Below are 20,607 nucleotides of genomic sequence, written 5' to 3'. Positions count from 1 at the left end.
CGGCAGGTGTACGCATGTACAAGCACGTAGCCCTGCTTGTCCGCAAGGCGGGGATGAGTCACGACGAGTTCGTCACGTACTGGCAGGACAATCACACGCCCATCGCCCGCGACATCGAGGGCGTCGTCCGCTACCAGACGGTGGTTCCGGTCGACCCCGAGGCCTCCGAGTTCGACGGTCTCGCGGAGTTGTACTTCGACGACCTCGGCGCGCTCCACGACGCGCTCGGCGGCGAGGGCTCGCGCGACTACGACCCCGCGAAGGGGACGGCGAAAGCGGCGAGAGCCGACGTGGACAACTTCCTCGACGTCGAGCGACGCCCCCGAATCATCGGCGAGGAGGTCGTCGAGAAAGACGAGACCGGCGGCGACACGACGGGCCTCTACAAGCACTCGGCGTTTCTCGTCCGCAAAGACGGAATGAGCCACGACGAGTTCCTCGACCACTGGGCGAACACCCACGTCCCCCTCGCCCGCGAGATTCCCGGCGTGGTCCGGTACGCCCGCGTCGTCCCGACCGACCCCGAACGCGCCGAGTTCGACGGCGTCGCCGAACTCTACTTCGAGAGCCTCGACGCGCTCCGGGCGGGCCTCGGCCACGAGTCCTCGCGCGACTACGACCCCGACCACCCGAAGGCGAAAGCGCCCCGCGAAGACGTTGATAACTTCCTCTCCATCGGCGACCGCCCGCGGTTCGTCGGCCGCGAGACGGTCCAGAAAGACGTGACCGGAGGCCGCTGAGCGATGTCGCGCGACTACCGCGCGCAGGTCGAGGCCGCCTTCCCCGAACTCGCCGACATCGAGGACGCCGACCTCCGCGAGCGAGTCGTCGAGGCGTGGTGTCTCGGTCTCGCCCGCGGCGGCTGGCGCGACATCGACGACATCCCCTACGCGTGGAACATCCACGAGGTGACGAACGTCGAGCACGTCCGCGGCGTGACGCGAATCGCCGTCCGCGCCGCCGAGGAACAGCGGGATTTCCACGGCGCGGACCCGGAGTTCGACGTGGTCCGCGCGGCCTGCCTCCTCCACGACGTGGGCAAGTGCTACGAGTACGTCGATTTCGTCGACGACGACGTGCTCGACGCCCCCGACCCGGAGTACGCCAGCGGGGAGATTCCGCACTCGCTTTCGGGCTACGCCCTCGCCCACGAGGTCGGCTGCCCGCTCGCGGTCCAGCGCGCCATCCCCCACTTCATCGGCGAGATTCCGACCCGGACGCTCGAAGCCGAACTCGTCAAGAGCGCGAACTCGGCGTCCTCGAACGCCATCACGCAGGCCGCGATGGGAATCAGCCTCCAGGAGTGGGTCGAACGGTACTCCCAGACCCAGTAGTCCGACGCGAACCGCCGCGACACTCGTCAGCATACCTATTACCCCGCGCTTCGTAGCTCGCGCCGATGTACGAGCGCGTCAACCTCGCCGACCTCGAACCGCACGACGTGGAGAACGCCGACGCCCGAGTCAAGGCCGTCGGCTACGAGCTTCGCCCGCGGAAGATGCGCCCGTCGGTCTGGTCGTTCGACGCGGGCGGGTCGGGACCGATGCACTACCAGCGCGAACAGGAGGAACTGTACCACGTGCTCTCCGGCGCGTTCGAACTCGCCTTCGCCGCCGACGACGGCGAGGAGACCGACGCGCTCGACCTCGAACCGGGCGACTTCGTGGTCGTCTCGCCCGACGAGGTTCGGCAACTGCGCTGCGTCGAGGACGGCGAGGTGTTCGTCGTCGGCGCGCCGAACGCGAAGGACGACGGCGTCGTCGTGGAGTGAGCGGGCGGCTCACCCTCCGCACTCGTCGCGTTTCCGACGAGTGCCGGATTATAAGGGCGCTCGCGACGATTCGGTGATATGGTCATCCCCGGTTACGACCCGGACGACCTCGACGACAGACTCGAGGAACTGCTCACAGAACGCGACCTCGCGGACTATCTCACGCCCGACGAGCGCGAGCGCTACGACTCGGGCGAGAGCCTCGTCGACCTGCTGTCGCCCGACGATATCCGCGACCTGCTGGACGGTCCCGAGACCGAGGGTGCCGACGACGCTCGGCGGCCGTGACCGACTCCGCGGCGGCGTTTCGGCCGGTCGGACCTTGGCCCGTCGGGTCTCGGCTCAGACCGGCTCCAGTCCGTGTTCCTTCCGAAGCACGTTGAGGTAGTCGCGGAACCCCGTTTCGAGGTCGTACTCGGGGTCGTAGCCGAGGTCGGCTCGCGCCTTCGTCATGTCGAGTTCCTGGGTCCACGGGAGTTCGCCCTCGTCGGAGACCGTGAGGTCGGCGTCGGGGAGGAGTCGCCGCACCGTCTCCGCGGCCTCGCGAATCGTCGCCAACTCCCCGCGGACGTTGTAGACGCGTTGGGTGAGGTCGTCTTCGGGGGCGAACGTCGCCTTGCGGAACGCCTGCGCGATGTCGCGGACGTGTTGCCAGTCGATAACTTGGTCGCCGTAGTCGACGCTGAAGGGCTCGCCGAGCGCCGGTTTCTCGACGATGTTCGCGAGGAACGCGGACCCGCCGGTCTCACGGTACGGACCGTAGGCGACCGTCGGCCGGAGCGCGACGTGCGAGACGCCGAAGTCCTCGTAATAGACCCGGGCCTGGTGCTCGTTGTACTCCTTGGTCGCCCCGTAGAGCGTGTCGGGGTAGACGAGGTCGGACTCGGTCACGAAGTCGCCGCCGTAGTTCGCGGGCGGGGCGTACACCGCCGCCGACGACGCCCACGCGACGCGCTCGACCTGCTCGGGGAGGGCGCGTGCGGCCTCGAAGACGTTGTTCGTCCCCTGGACGTTCACGTCGAGCGCGGCCCGCGGGTTCTCCCGCGCCGTCGTCGTCAGGAGCGCCGCGAGGTGGACGATGTGCGTCGCGCCGGTCTCTCGAACCGCCCGGAACACGTCGGTCGGGTCGGTCACGTCGCCGCGGCGTATCGTCACGTCGTCGGCGACGCCGAGTCTGTCGAGGATGCGCGGGTCGGTCGAGCGGTCGTAGGCGACCACGTCGTGGCCGGCCGCGACGAGGTCCGACGCGACGTACGAGCCGATGAACCCGGTCCCGCCCGTGACCATCACGGTCGATGATGACATGCTATCGTAGTTCTCCCTGCGTGCGAGAAAAGTGTTTCCCGGGGAGCGGACCACCGGGAGGGCCGGCGACGGCCACTCACCGCGGCCGGCGCTACTCGTGGAGTCCGCCGACCGACGCGTAGAACGACGACTGGAGCGTCGCGGCCATGTCCTGACTACGGTCGATGCGGGCGTCGATGACCGTCGGGAGGCCGTGCGTCTTCGCGTCGGCGAGTGCATCGCCGAGTTCGCCCGGCGTCTCGACGCGGACGCCCGTCGCGCCGAACGCCTCCGCGACCCGCGCGAAGTCCGTGTCGTGGAACTCGACGCCCGCGATGTCGTCGGGCGCGTGCTGCATCTGTCTGACCATCCCGAGGCTGGTGTCGTTGAGGACGACGAACGTCGGCGCGACGCCGTGTTCGACCGCCGTCTCGACGCTCGTCATCGTCATGGCGAAGCCGCCGTCGCCCGCGACGCCGACGACGCGCTTGTCTGTCGCCAGCGCGGCCGACACCGCGGCGGGCGTCGCCCAGCCCATGCCGCCGACGCCGCCGGAGCCGAAGTAGGTCCGAACCGCCGGCGTCTGGAGGTAGTTGAGCAGCCAAAAGCGGTTGTTGCCGGAGTCGGCGGTGACGATGGTGTCCTCGTCGACGACGCGCTCGATTTCCTTGACGGCCCGCTGGGGGAGGATGGGGGCGGCGTCCGACTCGCACTCGGGCGCGTGGAACGACTCGCGGGCCTCCCGAGCTCGGTCCTCGGCCCAGTCGTTTTCGGAGCCGCCGGCGGCCGCGAGTTCGCGCAGCGATTCGGACGCGTCGCCGATGAGCCCCACGTCGGCGGGGTAGACCCACCCGGCGTTCCGCGGGTCGATATCGGCGTGGATAATCGTCTGCTCGTCGGGGCGGATGAAGTCGGGGGCCTGCCAGTTGGTGTCCATCGGGTTCATGCGACAGCCGACGACGAGGAGCGCGTCGGCCTCGCTGACGAGCCGGTTCGCGCCCTCGTGACCGAACGAGCCGATGACGCCGCCGGCGAGGCGGTGCGTCTCGGGGACCGTCGATTTCCCGAGGTAGGAGGTGACGACGGCCGCCTCGTAGGTCTCGGCGACCGCGGCCAACTCCTCGTACGCGCCCGACGCGTGGACGCCGTTGCCCGAGACGATGACCGGTCGCTCGGCCGCTTCGAGCGCTTCGGCGGCGGCCGCGACGTCGCGGGCCGTCGGCGCGGCGGTCCACGTTCTGGTCTGCGTCTCGTCGTCCCAGACCGGCGGCACGGACTCGGCGGGGAACTCCTCGGTGACGGCGTCGCCGTCGAGCACGACCGCCGTCGGACCGGGTCGCCCGGCGACGGCGTGTTTGAACGCGAGTTGGAGGCTCCGAACCGTCTCGGTCGGGGTCCGCGGGAACCAGTGTTCCTTCGTCACGGCGTCGAGAAGCTTCGGGAGTTCGAGGCCGCCGTAGTCGCCGCGGGACTGCTGGTAGGGCGCGAGCGTCGAGTAGTTCCCGCGCTCGGAGGCCTCGGTGATGGCGACCATCGGCGACGAGGCGAGGCGCGCTTCCATCTGTCCGATGAGGCCGAGGCTCCCTATCCACGGCCCCTGTCCGGCGAGGACGCCCGGTTCGCCCGTCAGCCGGCCGTGCATCTCGGCCATGACGCTCGCCTCGCGCTCGTCGCGGGGGCGCACGAGGTCGATGTCCGACTCGGGCAGCAGGTCGAACAGCTCGATGACGCGGCCGCCGGGATAGCCGAAGATTCGCTCGACGCCGAGCCGTTCGAGGCTCTCGACGAGTCGTTCGCTCGTGTTCATGGATTCAGGACCTGTCGAGGTGGACCGTCTCCTCGACGTAGAGCGTCGGCCCCTGCTCCATGTCGCTGAACTCGGCCGCGTCGGCGTTCACGCGCTGGCCGACCTCGGAGTCGAACGCCGCCTTCAGAGCGGCCATGTCCTCGAAGTAGAGTTCGACGATGCCGTCGTACTCGGACCGCTCGGGGTCGGTCGGGACGCTCGTCGCGTACTTCACGAGCCCCGGTAGCTCCGCGGCGAGTTCCGCGTGGCTCCCCCGCCACCGCTCGACGAACTCCTCGTGCGTGTGGTCGTCGTCCCGGACGAGCATATTCACCAATTTAATCATGCACGTCTGCTATCCAATCGGACGCTACTTTGCTCTATCGCCGACTCGCGGTTCGAGCGTCCGCCGCGGTCGTTCGAGCGAGTGGAACCTCCGTTCGAACTGTTCGAACAAGATTTATCACGAACGAACACCGAAGTTAGGTGATGACAGACGACGAACAGCGCCGACCGGTGACGACGGCCGCCACGTCGCTCGGCATCCTCGAACGGCTCAAGTCGGGGGGCCCGATGGGGCCGACGGGACTCGCCTCGGAACTCGGGTTGGCCAAGAGCACGGTCCACCGGCACCTGAAGACGCTCGAACGCGAGGGGTTCGTCGTCCCCGACGACGACGGTTATCGGGTCGGGCTTCGGCTCCTCGACTTCGGTATCTACGCGCGAGACCAGCACCAGCTCTACGAGGTGGCGAAGCCGAAACTAGACGAACTCGCCGAGCAGACCGGCGAGAAGGTGTGGTGCGTCACGGAAGAGCAGGGCCGCGGGTTCCACCTCTACGGCGCGGCCGGCGCGCACTCGGTTCGGACGCCGGCCCGGGAGGGGACGCGCTCGTACCTCCACCAACTCGCCGCCGGCAAGGCCATCCTGTCGGCGTTCCCGGACGAACGCGTCCGCGACATCGTCGACCGACACGGCCTCCCGGCGAAGACGCCGCAGACGATAACCGATCCCGACGCGCTCTTCGAGGAACTGGCGACGATTCGCGAGCGCGGGTTCGCGCTCAACCGCGAGGAAATCGTCCCGAAACTCCACGCCGTCGGCGTCGCGGTCACCGACAACGAGGGCCACCCCGTCGGGGCGATAAGCATCTCGGGGCCCTCGAACCGGCTTCGGGGCGACCGACTGACCGGCGACCTCGCCGACCTCCTCCTCGGCGCGGCCAACGAGGTCGAAATTAACCTCAACTTCTCCTGACCCGGTCGCTCGCCCCGCCGGCGAGCCGAGTATGCGGGCCGTTCGTTCGAATGATTCGAACCCGCTCAGCGGACGTTCTCTCGCACGAAGTCCGGTAGTTCCGCTTTCGAGGGGTCGAGACGACGACTCGACTTCGACAATCGCTGTTCGAATCCCTCGAACAGATTGTGATTATATACTTATTATACTATCGTAGACTGACGCGGCGGGAACGCAAACAATTACAGAATTAAACCTGTCACGGACCGCGGCCAGCGGACGAACCGCCCGTCTGCCGTCCTGTGGACCGGACGCGTCGTCGCTGGGTCTCGTTCGCCCCGAAACCGCCGTATCCCCGTCATTCGAGACTCGGTGTTCGGTTCGCGCGCGAGACGGTCATCGATAGCGACTGCCGATACGGCGGCGTCGCTCGATCACGGACTCGCGTTCGAAAGGACGGAACGCTCGGTCCTCCACCGGCGCGCCCCCGATTCGGCCTCGCTCGCGGGCGGGTCGCTCTCGAAGACGTGTTCGCGTCGTGAAACTAGTGCTCGCACCTGCGCTGTGAGTTCTCGCCGGGCGGCGACGGCGGTTTCGAAGCCGTTCGAGCAGTTCGAACGGTTCGAGCGGGGGTCTATCGTTCGCGCTCGTGCCACTCGGGCTCTCGGTCCTCGAAGAACGCGTCGATACCCTCGTCCTTGTCGGGCGAGCCGAACAGTTGGGCGAACAGTTCCGCCTCGTACTCGATGCCCTGTTCGAGGTCCGTCCGCGAGGCGGCCTTGACGGCCTTCTTGGCGAACTCCAGGGCCACGGGGCTCTTCGTCGCCATCATCTCGGCGAGTTCGTACACCCGGTCGTCGAAGGTTTCGTCGCCGTGGACCTCCTCTACGAGGCCGATGTCCGCGGCCTCCTCGGCGGAGATGAGCTCGCCCGTCAGGATGAGCCGCATGGCGTGTCCCTCGCCGACGAGTCGCGCGAGTCGCTGGGTGCCGCCCCCGCCGGGCATGATGCCGAGGTTGATCTCGGGTTGGCCGAGCTTCGCCCGCTCGTGGGCGATGCGCACGTCGCAGGCCTGCATCAGCTCGCAGCCGCCGCCGAGCGCGTGGCCGTTGACCCGGGCGATGACCGGCTGTCTGAGGTCGTCGACGCGCTCGTACACCCGCGGTCGTTTGCTCGCCTCGCGCTGTTCGAGCATGTCGCGCTCGCGGAGCTCCTTCACGTCCGCGCCGGCGACAAACGCCTTCGCCTCGTCGGACCCGGTGAGGACGACGACGCGCGCGCTGCTCTCTTCGATGGCGTCGAGGACGCGCTTGAGTTCTGCCCGGAGCGTCGCGTTGAGCGCGTTCCGCGCGTCGGGGCGGTTCAGCGTCACGGTGACGACGCCCTCGACGCGGTCGCCGACGACGGCGTCGACCGTCTCGCACTCGGCGGCGACGGACTCGACGGCCGACGTTCCGCCGTCGGCTCGGGGACCGCCCGTCTCTCGGTCGTCGGCGCTCGGGTCGTCACCGCTCATCGGTCCATCACGTCCTCGCTCGCGCCGACGATTTCGCCGTCCTCCCAGACGTAGAACCCCTCGCCGGTCTTCTTGCCGAGCTTGCCGGCGCGGACCTTTCGCTTGAGAATCTGCGGCGGGCGGAAGCGCTCGCCGAGTTCCTCGCGCAGGTACTCGAGGATATCGAGTCGAACGTCGAGGCCGACCACGTCGCCGAGTTCGAGCGGGCCCATCGGGTGGTTGTAGCCGAGTTCCATCGCGGTGTCGATGTCCGCGGGCGAGGCGACGCCCTCCTGCACCATGCGCATGGCCTCGACGCCGAGGGCGACGCCGAGCCGCGAGGAGGCGAAGCCGGGCGAATCACCGACCTCGACGGCCGTCTTGTCGATGCCCTCGACGAACTCGGTGGCGAACGCCAGCGTCGACTCGCTGGTCTGTTCCGCGACGACGACCTCCACGAGCCCCATGATGTGGACCGGGTTGAAGAAGTGGAGCCCGAGGCCGCGCTCGGGACGCTCGAGGGCGCTCAGTATCTCGGTCACGGAGAGCGACGACGTGTTCGACGCGATGACGGCGTCGTCGTCGACGAGGGATTCGACCTCTGCGACCGTCTCGCGCTTGAGCCCCATGTCCTCGGGAACCGCCTCGACGACGAGGTCGGCGTCGGCGACCGCCGCCTCCAGCGAGGTCGTCCCCGAGAGCCGGTCGAGCGTCGCCGCCATCTCGTCGGGCGTCACCTTGTCGCGGTCGACGCCGCCCCGGAGGTTTGACTCGATGGCGTCAAGCCCGTCTTCGACGTACGCCGCTTCGATGTCGCGCATCGTCACCTCGTGACCGGCCATCGCGGCCACCTGCGCGATGCCGTGGCCCATGGTTCCCGCGCCGAGTACACTCACTTGCATCACCGGAAGGGGTTCGGGAACCATCATAATCGTTTGCCCTCGTTTCGGCATCGGTGACCCCGTCCTGCTCCCGCGCCCCCGGACGGTTACTCCCGCCGCGCCTCGGTCGGGACGACCTTGAAGCCGTATCTCACGACGCCCTCCTGCTCGTAGATGCGGCGCGGGACGGCCTCGACGCGGTCGCCGATTGCGGGCGTTCCGGCGGGCGAGTGGACGACCTGCGCGGGCGCGCTCACGGCTCGGTCGTCGGCCTCGCCGTCCGGGCCGTCGAAGGCGACGACGGCGACCGGGAACGACCCGGCGCGCTGCTGCTGCTCGACGAACTCCGGCGGCGCGCCACCCTGTCCAATGGCAGTTGCGGCCTCGACGGTCCCCGTCCCGGGGAGCGTCGCGTCGTCGTAGCCCGCGAGCGACCCGCAGTCGGGACACGCGCCCTCCGGCGGGAACGAGAGCGCACCGCACTCGGTACACTCGCCGGCGACGAGGCGGTGGCGCTGCGGAATCGTCCGCTTCCACGTCGGCACGCTGACGTACGCGCCCCCGCCGGCCGGCTCCCCGCCGGTGATGGTCCCGCGCCGCCGGAGCGCCTCCGCGTAGGTGAGTTCCACGTCGCCGTCGAGGGCGGCCTCGACCGGGACGGCAGAGGTGGCGGAGGTGGCGGAGGCGTCGGAGGCGGCATCTGACGCCCTCGTACTGAGCGCGAGCGCGGTCGCCCCCGCGCCGCCGCCGTAGCCGACGAGGAGCACCGAGGTCGCGGGGGACCGGCCGTTCGACTCGTCGCCTGCCGCGTCGTCCTCCGAGTCGGCGAGCGCCGACGCGAGTCCGAGAAACGGCCCGGCGGCCCCGGTGTCGCCGGTTCGCGAGACGACGGTCCCGGCCGCGATTCGCGCCGGTTCGACGCCGAGCGCGGCGGCCGCGCGGTACGGGAGTTTCCCGTCCGGCGCGGTGAGCGCCACGGCGTCGGGGTCCAGTTCGGCGACGTCGATACCGAGGGCCTCGACCGCCCCGCCGACCGCCCGCGTGTAGGCGTCGCGCTCGTACTGCGTGACGCCGATGGACTCCGTATCGGCGCTCCCGAACCCTCGGAACCGGGTGCCGGGCACGGGGTCGCCGAACTCGCCGACGGCGTCGACGGCGAGCGGAGCGTCGTCGGTGAGGACGAGCGCGGCCGCCCCCGCCCCGGCACCGGCCGCCTCGTCGCTTTCGGGCGCTCCGCGCGGGCTGTCGGCGACGACGACGAGCGCCGGACCGCCGCTCCCCGTCCCCGCACCTGCGTCCGAGCCTCGGGTCGCCTCGACCGTCGCCGCCAGCGCCACCGCGCCGGCGCGGGTGCTTCCGCCGAACTGCCGGGTCGGAACCGACGGGTCGACGCCGAGGAGCGAGACCAGTCGGACCGCGCTTTCCTCCTCGTCGTTCGGCGGCGTCGTGGTGGCGAACGCGAGGTGTCCGATATCGCTCGCGTCCACGCCGGCCGCGTCGAGCGCGCGCCGGCCCGCTTCGGTCGCCATCGTCAGCGTGTCTTCGTCCGCGTCGGCGACGGCGACCCGCTCGACGCCCGGCGCGCCGCCTTTGCCCCACGCCTCGCGGTAGGCCGACGCGGGGAGGGAGAGTCTGGGGACGTACGCGCCGACGCCGGCGATTCCGGGGGTCGCTCGCGCCGAGTCGTCGGCGCTCATAGCGCCCCCCCTTCGAGAACGTGGACGACGGCGGCACCGCCCGACCCGCCGACGTTGTGGGTGAGGCCGACGTTCGCGCCAGAGACCTGTCGGTTCCCCGCCCGGCCGCCGAGCTGTTTGAACGCTTCGACGACCTGTCCGGCGCCCGTCGCGCCGATGGGATGGCCCTTAGATTTCAGGCCGCCGGAGGGGTTGACGGGCAGGTCGCCGCCGAGTTCTGTCGCGCCCGAATCGACCAGTTCGGGCGCGTGTCCGCGCTCGCAGAAGCCGAGGTCCTCGTACGCCAGCAGTTCGGCGATGGCGAAGCAGTCGTGGACCTCCGCGAAGTCCACGTCGTCGGGGCCGAGACCGGCCATCTCGTAGGCGGCCGCGGCGGCCCGCTCGGACGATTCGACGGCGGTGTAGCTGTCGCGCTGGAAGAGGCCGACGCGCTCGGAGGCGGCACCCACGCCCGCGACGCGGACGGCGTCGTCGCACGCGCTGGCGACGTCCTCGCTGGCGACGAGGACCGCGGCCGCGCCGTCGGAGGTCGGACAGCAGTGATAGAGGTTCAGCGGGTCGGCCACGACGGGCGCGCTCCGGGCGTCGTCGAGCGAGCACTCGAAGCCGAGGTGCGCCTTCGGGTTCTTCGCGCCGTTCGCGTGGTTCTTGACGGCGACCTTCGAGAAGTGGTCCGGCGAGGCGTCGTAGGCGTCGAGGTACGCCGAGGCCATCTGGGCGTAGACGCCCGCGAACGTCGTCCCGGTGAGCCGCTCCCACTCCGTCTCGCCGCTGACGCCGAGCCAGTACTTCGCCACGTCGCCGCTCATGTCGGTCATGACCTCGTAGCCGCCCGCGAGGGCCACGTCCGCCATCCCGCTTTTGACCGCCTGCACCGCCTGTCTGACCGCGTAGCCGCTCGCTGCGCAGGCGTTTTCGATTCGGGAACAGGGGACGCCGTGGAGGCCGACGTGCTCCGTCACGGCCGGCCCCGATAAGCCGAGTTGCCGCCCGCCGACGCCGAGCGACCCGACGACGGCCTCGTCGATATCGGCCGCCTCGACGCCGCCGGCGCTCCCCAGCGCCTCCTCGAACGCGGTCGCGAACAGCGACCGATAGCTCTCGTCCGGAAACGCGCCGTACTTCGATTGGCCCGCTCCGACGATGTATGCGTCTCGCATGGTAGTCGATTGCGTATCCCCCGCGAAATAGGTTCGCCCCGCGGCGCGGTCGGCCGACCGCATCATTTTTATCATATTCTATCATCGACTTCAAACGTACATGGTATTCGATAGCACGGAGACCGCCTCGCGGGAGGAACTCCGCGAGGTCCAGGACGGTCGCCTGCGGGAGACGGTTCGGAACGCGTACGAGAACGTCGAGTTCTACCGCGAGACGTTCGACGAGGCCGGACTCTCGCCCGCGGACATCGAGAGCGTCGAAGACCTGTCGAAACTGCCGTTCACGACGAAAGAGGACTTCCGCGACCACTACCCCACGGGGATGTTCGCGGTCGACATGGACGACGTGATTCGCGTCCACGCGTCGTCGGGCACGACCGGCAAGCCCAAAATCGTCGGCTACACCCGCGAGGACCTCGACGTGTGGAGCAAGGCCGTCGCGCGGTGTCTCGTGGCGGCCGGCGTCGGTCCCGACGACGTGGTTCAGAACGCCTACGGATACGGCCTGTTCACCGGCGGTCTCGGCCTCCACCAGGGCGTCGAGGAGCTCGGCGCGACGGTCATTCCCATCGGCGGCGGCAACACCCAGCGACAGGTGGAACTGCTCTCCGACCTCGGAAGCGACGTCATCGCGTGCACCCCGTCGTACGCGCTCTACCTCGCCGAGGTCGCAGACGACATGGGAATCGACATCCGCGACCTGCCGCTTCGGACCGTCATCTTCGGCGCGGAGCCCTGCACCGAGCCGATGCGGAACGAAATCGAAGCGCGACTCGGCGTGACCGGCATCGACATCTACGGCCTCTCGGAAATCGTCGGCCCAGGCGTCTCTGTCGAGTGCGAGGCGCAGGACGGCCTGCACGTCTGGGAGGATTACTTCTACCCCGAGGTGGTCGACCCGAACACCGGCGACCCCGTCGAGGAGGGCGAGGAGGGCGAACTCGTGTTGACGACCCTCGCGAAGGACGCGCTGCCGGTCCTCCGGTATCGGACGGGCGACCTGACCACGCTGGACTACGGCACCTGCGAGTGCGGCCGAACCTGCGTCCGCATGGACAACATCACGGGCCGGTCGGACGACCTGATAATCGTCCGCGGCGTGAACTTCTATCCGAGCGAGGTCGAGTCGGTCGTCCTCGAGTTCGACCAAATCGCGCCGCACTACCGCATCGACCTCCGCCGCGAGGGGAACCTCGACCGGGTGGAAATCACGGTCGAACTGGTCGAGGAGTTCGGCGGGTCGCTGTCGGACCTCGAAGGTCGGATTCAAAAGCGGCTCTCGAACGTGCTCTCGTTCACGCCCGACGAACTGAACCTCGTCGAGTACGGCGACATCGCGCGCACCGAGGTCGGAAAGGTCCAGCGCGTCTACGACCACCGCGGCCAGTAACGCGCGCCGTCAGCGACCGCCGGGTTTGTAGACGCGGCCTCGAAACGTCGCGATTCGCTCGCCATCCCCGTCGGAGACGACGACCTCGTACTCAGCGGTTCGCCCCCCGAGATGCGTCTCCTCGGCGACCGCGCGGAGCGTCTCGCCCACCTCGGCGGCCGCGAGGTACGAGATGTTCGTCTCCAGCGCGAACGCGGCGTCGCCGTGGCTGTTCGAGGCGGCCGCGAAGGCCGCGTCGGCGAGGCTGTACACCGCGCCCCCGTGGGGCGTCCCGTGGAAGTTCAGGTGGTCTTCGGCCACGGTCAGCGTCGTCTCCGCGTACCCGTCGCCGACCTCGGCGAGGTCGATACCGACGTGCCCGCAGTAGGGGTCGTTCGAGGCGCGCTCCCGTATCTCCGCGTAGTCGTCTTGCTCCGACATGCGACCACACGTCGTCCTGCGCTCCCCAAGTAGGCATCGACTGTCAGGAAAGATAGGTATGTAAACTACTTTATCTGATGACGGTGACGGTGAGGTATGGCATACAGCTACGAACCGCACTACTTCGAGGACTTCGAGGAGGGCAAAGAGTTCCAGAGCGTCGGCCGCACCGTCACCGAGGCGGACTTCATGATGCACTCCGCGCTCTCGGGCGACTGGACCGAACTCCACACGAACAGCGAGTACGCGGAAGACACCCAGTTCGGCCAGCGAATCGCCCACGGGCCGATGACGTTCGTCCAGTCGACCGGCTTCGTGTATCGCTCGGGCATCGTCGAGCGCACCGCCATCGCCTTCCTCGGGATGAACTACATGGACCTGCCGAACCCGGTGTTCATCGGCGACACGCTCTCGCAGACGATGGTCGTCTCGGAGCGAAAGGACCTCGGGAGCCGCGACGACGCCGGACTGGTCGTCCTCGAAATCGAGATGACGAAGCAGGACGGCACCGTCGTCCTCGAAGGCGACATGAAGTTCCTCATCAAGACGAAGTCGGCCGAGGAGTAAGCCGGCTCCCCGACAGGAGACTCACGAATCCACCCGCTCGCCGCGGACGAACAACGCGTCGTCGGCTCCCTTCTCGCCGTAGTCGTCGTGGTACTCCATCAACTGAAAGAGCGCGCCGGTCGGGTTTCGCGGCGAGACGAACGCCTCGGTCCAGCCGTCTTCCACCGCGCGCCCCACGACGCGCTCGCCCGCGGCTTCGAGGGCGGCGACCATCGCGTCGACGTCCGACACCTCCAGCGTGACGTGGTGGAGGCCGGGGCCGTGCTCGTCGAGGAAGGTCGTCAGAAACGACTCCCCTTCGACGGGCGCGACGAGTTCGATTCTGGAGGCGTCGCCGAGGACGTAGGTCGCCCACTCGAACGAGCCGTCCGCGACCGTCTCGCGGTGGACGCGCTCGCAGCCGAGCGCGAGCAGCGTCGGCTCGGCGGCCTCGACGTCTTCGACGGCGATGCCCACGTGGTCGACGCGCGCGGCCGGCGGCGCCGGCTCCGTCGCGGTCGCGGTCGTCGAATCCGGGGGTACCGAGTCGTCGGGAACCATCTCCGACGAACTCGGTGTTCCTAACTATTAATAGCTAAGGTGCGAACTCCGAGTCATGAAACTCGGGACGGGACTGTTCACCTGCCAGCGGCGGCCGGACGACGACCGGCCGATGGCCGACCTGTACGACGAGATGCTGACGCTCGGGCGCGCGATAGACGACGCGGGCCTCGACAGCGCGTGGGTGTCCGAACACCACTTCATGGCGGACGGCTACCTCTCGGGGACGATGCCCTCCCTCGGGGCGCTCGCGGCGGCGACCGAGTCGGTCGAACTCGGCACGTGTATCGCGCTCGCGCCGCTGTACGACCCGATTCGGCTCGCCGAGGACGCGGCGACGGTCGACCTCCTCTCGGGCGGCCGAACGACGCTCGGCCTCGCGATCGGCTCCAACCCCCGCGAGTTCGACGCCTTCGGCGTCCCGCGAGACGAGCGCGTCGACCGCCTCGCCGACACGGTCTCCCTCCTCCGCGACGCGTGGTCGGACGGTCCGATAGCGCACGAGTCGCCGTTTCACGAGGGTTCGACCGGCGTCGACGTGACGCCCAAACCGGCACACGACGTGCCCCTCATGCTCGGCGGCGCGGCCAAGCCCGCGGTTCGCCGGGCGGCCCGGACGGCGGACGCGTGGTGTGCACCGTCGTCGCTCTCCCTCGGGGGCCTGCGCAAGCGCGTCGAGGACATCCGGAGCGTCCGGGAGGCCGAAGGACTCGACGGTGAGTTCACGATATACGTCCTCCAACACGGTTTCGTCGGCGACTCGAAGGCCGAGGCGTGGGACGCGATGAGAGACGGTTACCTCTACCTCCAGCGCCGGTACGCCGAGATATTCTCCGGCGACGAGGTCCCCGAACTGTCCGACGAGCGCCGGGCGGAACTCAAAGCACAGGCCGTCTTCGGCACGCCCGACGACGTGGTCGCGGAACTCGACCGCTACCGCGACGCCCTCGGCGACGATATCCACTTCATCTTCCGCACCTACCACCCCGGAATCGGCACCGACCGGATGGTCGAGTGCGTCCGCCGACTCGGCGACGAGGTCCGTCCGCGACTCGTCTGAAGGGGCCGAATCGGCGGTTCAAGGCCGAACGCGACGTTCTTGTCGCCAGCGAAACGCAAACATTTAAACGTGAAGTTTTTCATGTTACATGTGAACATACATACCATGAGAGACGATTGTTCAGCGGACAGCGGCGCACAGCCGCGTCCGTCGCGGCGACGGTTCGTACAGGCGGCTGGGTTGGCGGGCGTGACCGGGCTGACGGGCGTCGCCGGCTGTCTCGGCGGCGGTGGGGGCGGCGGGTCGAACGCCATCACCTATGGAGTGATTAGCCCGATGACCGGCCCGTACGGCGGTCTCGCGGTCGGCCAGCGAAACGGGGCCGAGTTGGCGATACGACACGTCAACGAGAACGAGGACATCGACGTGGAGATAACGGGCGTCTACGAGGACACCGAGGCGGACCCCTCGACCGGCCGGCGGAAGGCGCAGTCCGTCGTCGAGCAGGACGGCGCGTCGTATCTCATGGGCGCGATATCGTCCAGCGTCGCGCTCGCGCTCAACGAGTTCGCGGCCGAAGAGGAGCTCATCTACAACCCCGGCGGGGCCGCGGTTCCCATCACGGGGTCGAACTGCAACGAGTGGGTGTTCCGCGCCGAGACGAACACGGCGCAGATGGCCGAGGCCGTCTCCGACTACACCGCCGAGAACCTCGGGACCAAGGTGTGGTTCCACATCGCCGACTACGCCTACGGCGAGTCGGTGATGCAGCGCGTCGAGCGCCGCATGCGCGACGGCCACGACATCGAAGTCGTCGGCCGGAGCCGCTCGCAGCTCGGCTCGACCAACTACAACTCCTACGTCAGCCAAATCGCCAACTCCGACGCCGAGGTGGCGGTTCTCGGCATGACCGGCGGCGACCTCATCAACTTCGTCAAGCAGGCGGCGAGCCAGGGGCTCAAAGAGAGCGTGAACCTCATGTCGCCGACGATGACGTTCTCGGTCGTCCGCGGCGCGCTCGGCGAGGCCGCCTACGGAACCTACGGCGGGGTCCGCTACCTGCCGACGCTCGAAACGGGCGACAACCAGTCGTTCGTCGAGGCCTACCAAAGCGAGTACGACTCCCTGCCGGACAACTTCGCGCGGGCCGCGTACATGTCCATTCGGATGACGGCGCGGGGCATCGCGGAGGCCGGCTCGACCGACCCCGCGGAGGTCAAGGAGGTGCTTCCGGGCCTCGAAATGGACACGATTCTCGGGCCGAACCAGTTCCGCGACTGCGACCACCAGGCGATGAACCCGGTGTGGCCGGGCGAACTCGTCGCGCCGGACGGCGGGAGCGGTCCCGCGACCGTGGAACTCGGCGAGATGATAGCCGGGGCGGACGCGCTCCCCGACTGCGGCGAACTCGGCTGCTCGCTCTAGCATGTCGGTCGCTAGTGCCGTCGCCGAGCAGGTCCTCAACGGGCTCGTCGTCGGGATGGTGTACGTCCTGCTCGCGGCCGGGCTCTCCATCATCTTCGGCGTCATGGACGTCATCAACTTCGCCCACGGAGAGCTGTTCGCCCTCGGCGCGTACTTCGCGTTCGCCATCGCCGGCCCCCTCGGCGGCGCGGGCTTCTGGGTCGCGCTCGTCGTCGCGCCCCTCCTCGTCGGCGTCGTCGGGATGGGAATCGAGCGGCTCACCGTCAAGCGGCTGTACGGCCGCGACCCGCTGTACCACATCCTCCTGACGTTCGGACTCGTCCTCATCATCAACGACCTCATCACGTCGGTGTGGGGCAAGTCCGCCCAGCCGTTTCCGGTTCCCTCGGTCCTCGACCAGCCGGTCGCGCTGTTCGGGTTCAACTACTCGCTGTACAACTACGGCATCATCGTCTTCGGGTCGGCGCTGGCGCTCGGCACGTGGCTCCTGTTGAACCGCACCCGCTTCGGGATGATAATCCGCGCCGGCTCCGAGGACCGCGAGATGGTCCGCACCCTCGGCATCGACATCGACCGCTACTACACCCTGACGTTCGGATTCGGCGCGGCGCTGGCCGGCGTCGCCGGCATCGTCCTCGGCGCGTACCAGAACGTCAGCCCGACGATGGGGAGTTCGGTCATCATCCCGGCGTTCGTCATCGTCGTTCTCGGCGGCCTCGGGTCGTTCCGCGGGGCCGTGGTCGGCGGGCTGTTCGTCGGCCTCGTCCAGACGTTCGCCCGGACGTACGCGCCGTTCCTGGAGGGACTCATCGTCTTCCTGCTCATGATCGCCGTGCTCGTCGTCAAGCCGACGGGGCTGTTCGGCACGAGCGTCGGCGCGGGCGACCACCACGACGGCGCGCTCCTCCACGGCTCCGGCGGCGGCGTGCTGTCCGCGGAGACGCGCGCGAAACTCGGCTACGCCGGCGTCGGCGCGCTCCTCGTCGTCCCGCTTCTCGCGGAGGTGACCGGCGTCACCTACTCCGTGACGCTCCTCGAAGACATCCTCATCTGGGCGCTGTTCGCGCTCAGCCTCGACCTCGTGCTCGGCTACGCGGGTCTCGTCTCGCTCGGTCACACGCTGTTTTACGGGGTCGGCGCGTACGCCTCGGTCCTCACGCTCATGCACGTCTCGCCGTCGGTGTTCGTCGCGCTCGTCGTCGCCGTCGCCGTCTGCGCGGCCATCGCGTGGGGCGTCGGCTACCTCTCGATACGCGTGTCCGGGGTGTTCTTCGCCATGATAACTCTCGGGTTCGCGGAGCTGTTCTACAACGCCGTGTTCAAGTTCGACTTCACCGGCGGCTCCGACGGCCTGTTCGGCGTCGACGCGTTCTACGGCCTCGCCGGCCTCGGCATCGACCCCGGCGAGTTCGCGGTCTCGCTGGGACCGGTCGTCCTCGACGGCGGCGTCGTCCAGTACTACTTCCTCCTCGCCGTCGTGGTCGGGTCGTACCTGCTGGCCCGCCGCCTCATCCGCGCGCCGTTCGGCTCGGTGCTGCAGTCCATCCGCGAGAGCGAAGAGCGCGCCTCCTTTATCGGCTACGACGTGACCGCCTACAAGCGCCGCGCCTTCGTCGTCTCCGGCGGCCTCGCGGGGCTCGCCGGCGGACTGTTCGCCGCCAACAACGGCTACGTCGCGCCGTCGTTCCTCCACTGGATAAACTCGGGCGAGGTCATCGTGATGACCGTCCTCGGCGGCATGGGGACGCTCTACGGACCGATGCTCGGCGCGGGCGTCTTCGTCGCCGCGGAGGACGTGCTCTCGTCGTACATCGACCAGTGGCAGCTCGTCATCGGCGTGCTGTTCGTCCTGTTCGTCATCTTCGTGCCGCGGGGGCTCGTGTCGCTCCCGCGGACGGTGGCCGACCACCCGCTTTTCGAATCGGCCGTCGGCGACCGGTTCCGCGACCGCGTCGGCGAACAGGCCGGTGTCACCGACCCGGAGGTAGACCGCCATGAGTGACCCCATACTGCGGACGGAGAACCTGACGAAGGAGTTCGGAAAGCTCGTCGCCGTCGACGACGTGACCCTCGACGTGGAACGCGGCGAGTTCCGGAGTCTCATCGGCCCCAACGGGGCCGGCAAGACGACGACGTTCAACCTCCTGACCGGCGCGCTCCGGCCGACCCGCGGCACCGTGACGTTCAACGGCGAGAACGTGACCGCGCTCCCGCCGCACGAGCGCGTGCGCCGCGGCCTCGGCCGGTCGTTCCAAATCACGAACGTCTTCTCGGGGCTCACGGTCCGCGAGAACGTCCGCCTCGCCGCGCAGGCGGCCCGCGAGGGCGGTTTCACGCCGGTCGAAGAGTACCTTCGGCGAAGCGACGCTTTCGACGACGTGAACGAGCACACCGACCGCGTGCTCGACCGGTCCGGCCTCCTGGGCCGCGGCGACGAACCCGCGGACGTGCTCGCCTACGGCGACAAGCGCCGGCTCGAAATCGCCATCGTGCTCGCCACCGACCCGGACATGGTGCTTCTGGACGAACCGACCGCCGGCATGAGCGCCGAGGAGACGCGGGCCACGATGGACCTCATCGACGAGGTGCTGTCGGACCGGACGCTCCTGCTCATCGAACACGACATCGACCTCGTGATGCGGGTGTCCGACCGCATCACGGTCCTCCACCGCGGCGAGGTGCTGGCCGAGGGGACGCCCGAGGCCGTCTCGGAGGACCCGGAGGTCCGCGAGGCCTACTTCGGGGGTGTCGAGGCGTGAGCGACGAACCGCTCTTGTCCGTCCGCGGACTCGTCTCGGGGTACGGGTCGACCCGCGTTCTGCAGGGCATCGACCTCGACGTGCCGCGGGGGTCTGTCGTCACGCTCATCGGGCGCAACGGCGTCGGCAAGACGACGACGCTCCGGAGCATCCTCGGGAACGTCCCGCCGTCAGCGGGGACCATCACCTTCGACGGGACGGACATCACGACGCTGTCGCCGGAGAAGACCGCCCGCGAGGGCATCGCGCTCGTCCCCGAGGAGCGCCGCGTCTTCCCCGGCCTGACCGTCACCGAGAACGTCGAAATCGGCCGCATCGGCGGTCGGCGAGACGTCGAGAAGCCGAGCGTCGACGCCGTCATCGACGAGTTCGAGAACCTCGCGCGCCACCGGAACAGCCGGGGGGCGAACCTCTCGGGCGGCGAACAGCAGATGCTCGCTATCGCCCGCGCGCTCGTCTCCGCGCCGGACCTCCTGTTGCTCGACGAACCGACCGAAGGGCTCGCGCCCGCTATCGTTAAACAGGTCCAGCGAAAAATCGAGGAACTGAACGACGACGGCGCGACCATCCTTCTGGTCGAACAGAACGTACAGGTCGCCCTCGACGCCGCGGACTACGTCTACATCCTCGACAAGGGCCGGGTCGTCCACGAGGGCCCCGCCGACGAGGTCGCGGCCGCCGACGAGGTCCTCGACCGGTACCTCGGCGTCTCGATGGCCGACTGACTGCGACCGGCGTCTCGCCGGTCGCTCGGTCGGGGCCGACCGACGAAACGAACTTAACGCACCTGTGCGAACTGGTGGCATGGACATCGAGGAGTTCTTCGAGAGCATGCCGTTCGCGCGGCTCTTGGGCGTCGAAGTCACCGAGGCCGCAGACGGGCACGCGGAGGGCCGCATCGAGATGCGCGAGGAACTGTCGTGGAACGCCGACCGGGTGATGGCCCACGGCGGCGTGACGTTCACTCTCGCGGACACGGTCGGCGGCGCGGCGCTCGTCAGCGAGGTCAACCAGCCCGTCCCGACTATCGACATGCGAATCGACTATCTCAACGCGGGGACCGGTGACCTCCGCGCCGAGGCCGACGTGGTCCGACTCGGCGGCGACGTGGGAACCGTGGACGTGGACGTGTACGCGACGGACGGGAATCACGTGGCGACTGCGAGGGGAGTCTACAAGACCGGTTGAGTTCCCCG

22 protein-coding genes are annotated in these 20,607 nt (G+C 68.8%); 13 read left to right on the top strand and 9 right to left on the bottom strand.

The window, feature by feature from the left end; genetic code table 11:
- Positions 1-53 precede the first annotated feature (53 nt).
- The 4 genes from ABY42_RS17425 (at position 54) to ABY42_RS17410 (ending at position 2,059) form a co-directional block, all read left to right on the top strand.
- Positions 54-740 (top strand): EthD family reductase, encoded by a 687-nt coding sequence (locus ABY42_RS17425; RefSeq protein WP_231608418.1) that lies wholly within the window; start codon positions 54-56, stop codon positions 738-740.
- Between the two features lie 3 nt (positions 741-743).
- Positions 744-1,334, top strand: a complete 591-nt coding sequence (locus ABY42_RS17420; RefSeq protein WP_050460300.1) for an HD domain-containing protein — start codon at positions 744-746, stop codon at positions 1,332-1,334.
- A gap of 65 nt (positions 1,335-1,399) precedes the next feature.
- The gene (locus ABY42_RS17415) at positions 1,400-1,771 is read left to right on the top strand and encodes a cupin domain-containing protein (RefSeq protein WP_050460298.1); all 372 of its coding nucleotides are present in this window, start codon (positions 1,400-1,402) and stop codon (positions 1,769-1,771) included.
- Between the two features lie 78 nt (positions 1,772-1,849).
- On the top strand, positions 1,850-2,059 hold the full coding sequence (locus ABY42_RS17410) for a hypothetical protein (RefSeq protein ID WP_004040881.1): 210 nt from the start codon (positions 1,850-1,852) through the stop codon (positions 2,057-2,059).
- Positions 2,060-2,113: 54 nt separating this feature from the next.
- Here the strand turns inward: ABY42_RS17410 and ABY42_RS17405 are convergent, their stop codons facing one another.
- From ABY42_RS17405 to ABY42_RS17395, 3 genes are all read right to left on the bottom strand, one after another.
- Positions 2,114-3,058: an NAD-dependent epimerase/dehydratase family protein gene (locus ABY42_RS17405; RefSeq protein WP_082220720.1), complete on the bottom strand. Its 945-nt coding sequence runs from the start codon at positions 3,056-3,058 to the stop codon at positions 2,114-2,116.
- A 109-nt stretch (positions 3,059-3,167) separates the two neighbouring features.
- On the bottom strand, positions 3,168-4,862 hold the full coding sequence (locus ABY42_RS17400; RefSeq protein WP_050460296.1) for a thiamine pyrophosphate-binding protein: 1,695 nt from the start codon (positions 4,860-4,862) through the stop codon (positions 3,168-3,170).
- A 4-nt stretch (positions 4,863-4,866) separates the two neighbouring features.
- A complete protein-coding gene (locus ABY42_RS17395; RefSeq protein WP_004978286.1) occupies positions 4,867-5,169 on the bottom strand; it encodes an EthD family reductase in 303 nt (100 codons plus the stop codon).
- Between the two features lie 161 nt (positions 5,170-5,330).
- Between ABY42_RS17395 and ABY42_RS17390 the strand changes: the two genes are divergently transcribed.
- Positions 5,331-6,098: an IclR family transcriptional regulator gene (locus ABY42_RS17390; RefSeq protein WP_050460295.1), complete on the top strand. Its 768-nt coding sequence runs from the start codon at positions 5,331-5,333 to the stop codon at positions 6,096-6,098.
- 613 nt (positions 6,099-6,711) lie between these two features.
- Here ABY42_RS17390 and ABY42_RS17385 read toward each other — a convergent pair.
- The 4 genes from ABY42_RS17385 to ABY42_RS17370 all read right to left on the bottom strand — a co-directional run bounded on the left by ABY42_RS17385 (position 6,712) and on the right by ABY42_RS17370 (position 11,310).
- A complete protein-coding gene (locus tag ABY42_RS17385; RefSeq protein WP_050460294.1) occupies positions 6,712-7,593 on the bottom strand; it encodes an enoyl-CoA hydratase/isomerase family protein in 882 nt (293 codons plus the stop codon).
- Positions 7,590-8,474, bottom strand: a complete 885-nt coding sequence (locus ABY42_RS17380) for a 3-hydroxyacyl-CoA dehydrogenase family protein (protein WP_004978291.1) — start codon at positions 8,472-8,474, stop codon at positions 7,590-7,592. The genes ABY42_RS17385 and ABY42_RS17380 overlap by 4 nt, the downstream gene beginning before the upstream one ends.
- A gap of 86 nt (positions 8,475-8,560) precedes the next feature.
- A complete protein-coding gene (locus ABY42_RS17375; RefSeq protein ID WP_050460293.1) occupies positions 8,561-10,150 on the bottom strand; it encodes a zinc ribbon domain-containing protein in 1,590 nt (529 codons plus the stop codon).
- Positions 10,147-11,310 (bottom strand): thiolase domain-containing protein, encoded by a 1,164-nt coding sequence (locus ABY42_RS17370; protein WP_050460291.1) that lies wholly within the window; start codon positions 11,308-11,310, stop codon positions 10,147-10,149. The genes ABY42_RS17375 and ABY42_RS17370 overlap by 4 nt, the downstream gene beginning before the upstream one ends.
- Before the next feature lie 100 nt (positions 11,311-11,410).
- On the opposite strand from ABY42_RS17370, the gene paaK reads away from it, so the two are divergent.
- Complete coding sequence (paaK, locus tag ABY42_RS17365; protein ID WP_004978300.1) at positions 11,411-12,700, top strand: phenylacetate--CoA ligase PaaK; 1,290 nt, start codon at positions 11,411-11,413, stop codon at positions 12,698-12,700.
- A 9-nt stretch (positions 12,701-12,709) separates the two neighbouring features.
- On the opposite strand, the gene paaI is transcribed toward paaK, so the two are convergent.
- The gene (gene paaI, locus ABY42_RS17360) at positions 12,710-13,120 is read right to left on the bottom strand and encodes a hydroxyphenylacetyl-CoA thioesterase PaaI (protein WP_050460290.1); all 411 of its coding nucleotides are present in this window, start codon (positions 13,118-13,120) and stop codon (positions 12,710-12,712) included.
- Positions 13,121-13,216: 96 nt separating this feature from the next.
- Here paaI and ABY42_RS17355 point away from each other — a divergent pair, with 96 nt between their 5' ends.
- Positions 13,217-13,687: a MaoC/PaaZ C-terminal domain-containing protein gene (locus ABY42_RS17355; RefSeq protein ID WP_004978303.1), complete on the top strand. Its 471-nt coding sequence runs from the start codon at positions 13,217-13,219 to the stop codon at positions 13,685-13,687.
- Between the two features lie 21 nt (positions 13,688-13,708).
- Here ABY42_RS17355 and ABY42_RS17350 read toward each other — a convergent pair whose 3' ends face one another.
- On the bottom strand, positions 13,709-14,227 hold the full coding sequence (locus ABY42_RS17350) for a VOC family protein (RefSeq protein WP_050460289.1): 519 nt from the start codon (positions 14,225-14,227) through the stop codon (positions 13,709-13,711).
- Between the two features lie 55 nt (positions 14,228-14,282).
- Between ABY42_RS17350 and ABY42_RS17345 the strand changes: the two genes are divergently transcribed.
- The 6 genes from ABY42_RS17345 to ABY42_RS17320 all read left to right on the top strand — a co-directional run bounded on the left by ABY42_RS17345 (position 14,283) and on the right by ABY42_RS17320 (position 20,599).
- Complete coding sequence (locus ABY42_RS17345; RefSeq protein WP_050460288.1) at positions 14,283-15,287, top strand: LLM class flavin-dependent oxidoreductase; 1,005 nt, start codon at positions 14,283-14,285, stop codon at positions 15,285-15,287.
- A gap of 180 nt (positions 15,288-15,467) precedes the next feature.
- Positions 15,468-16,652: an ABC transporter substrate-binding protein gene (locus tag ABY42_RS17340; RefSeq protein WP_004978309.1), complete on the top strand. Its 1,185-nt coding sequence runs from the start codon at positions 15,468-15,470 to the stop codon at positions 16,650-16,652.
- 1 nt (position 16,653) lies between these two features.
- A complete protein-coding gene (locus ABY42_RS17335; protein ID WP_050460287.1) occupies positions 16,654-18,654 on the top strand; it encodes an ABC transporter permease in 2,001 nt (666 codons plus the stop codon).
- Complete coding sequence (locus ABY42_RS17330; protein WP_004978312.1) at positions 18,647-19,411, top strand: ABC transporter ATP-binding protein; 765 nt, start codon at positions 18,647-18,649, stop codon at positions 19,409-19,411. The genes ABY42_RS17335 and ABY42_RS17330 overlap by 8 nt, the downstream gene beginning before the upstream one ends.
- On the top strand, positions 19,408-20,136 hold the full coding sequence (locus ABY42_RS17325; RefSeq protein WP_050460286.1) for an ABC transporter ATP-binding protein: 729 nt from the start codon (positions 19,408-19,410) through the stop codon (positions 20,134-20,136). Before ABY42_RS17330 ends, ABY42_RS17325 begins: the two co-directional genes overlap by 4 nt.
- 79 nt (positions 20,137-20,215) lie before the next feature.
- Positions 20,216-20,599 carry a PaaI family thioesterase gene (locus ABY42_RS17320; protein ID WP_050460285.1) on the top strand — a complete coding sequence of 128 codons (384 nt, stop codon included), beginning with the start codon at positions 20,216-20,218 and terminating at the stop codon, positions 20,597-20,599.
- Positions 20,600-20,607: the final 8 nt, after the last annotated feature.

The sequence above is a fragment of the Haloferax gibbonsii genome (assembly GCF_001190965.1).
GTDB lineage: Archaea > Halobacteriota > Halobacteria > Halobacteriales > Haloferacaceae > Haloferax > Haloferax gibbonsii.
Note: the sequence above shows the minus strand (reverse complement) of the source record. Positions and strands in the feature narration are given on the sequence as shown.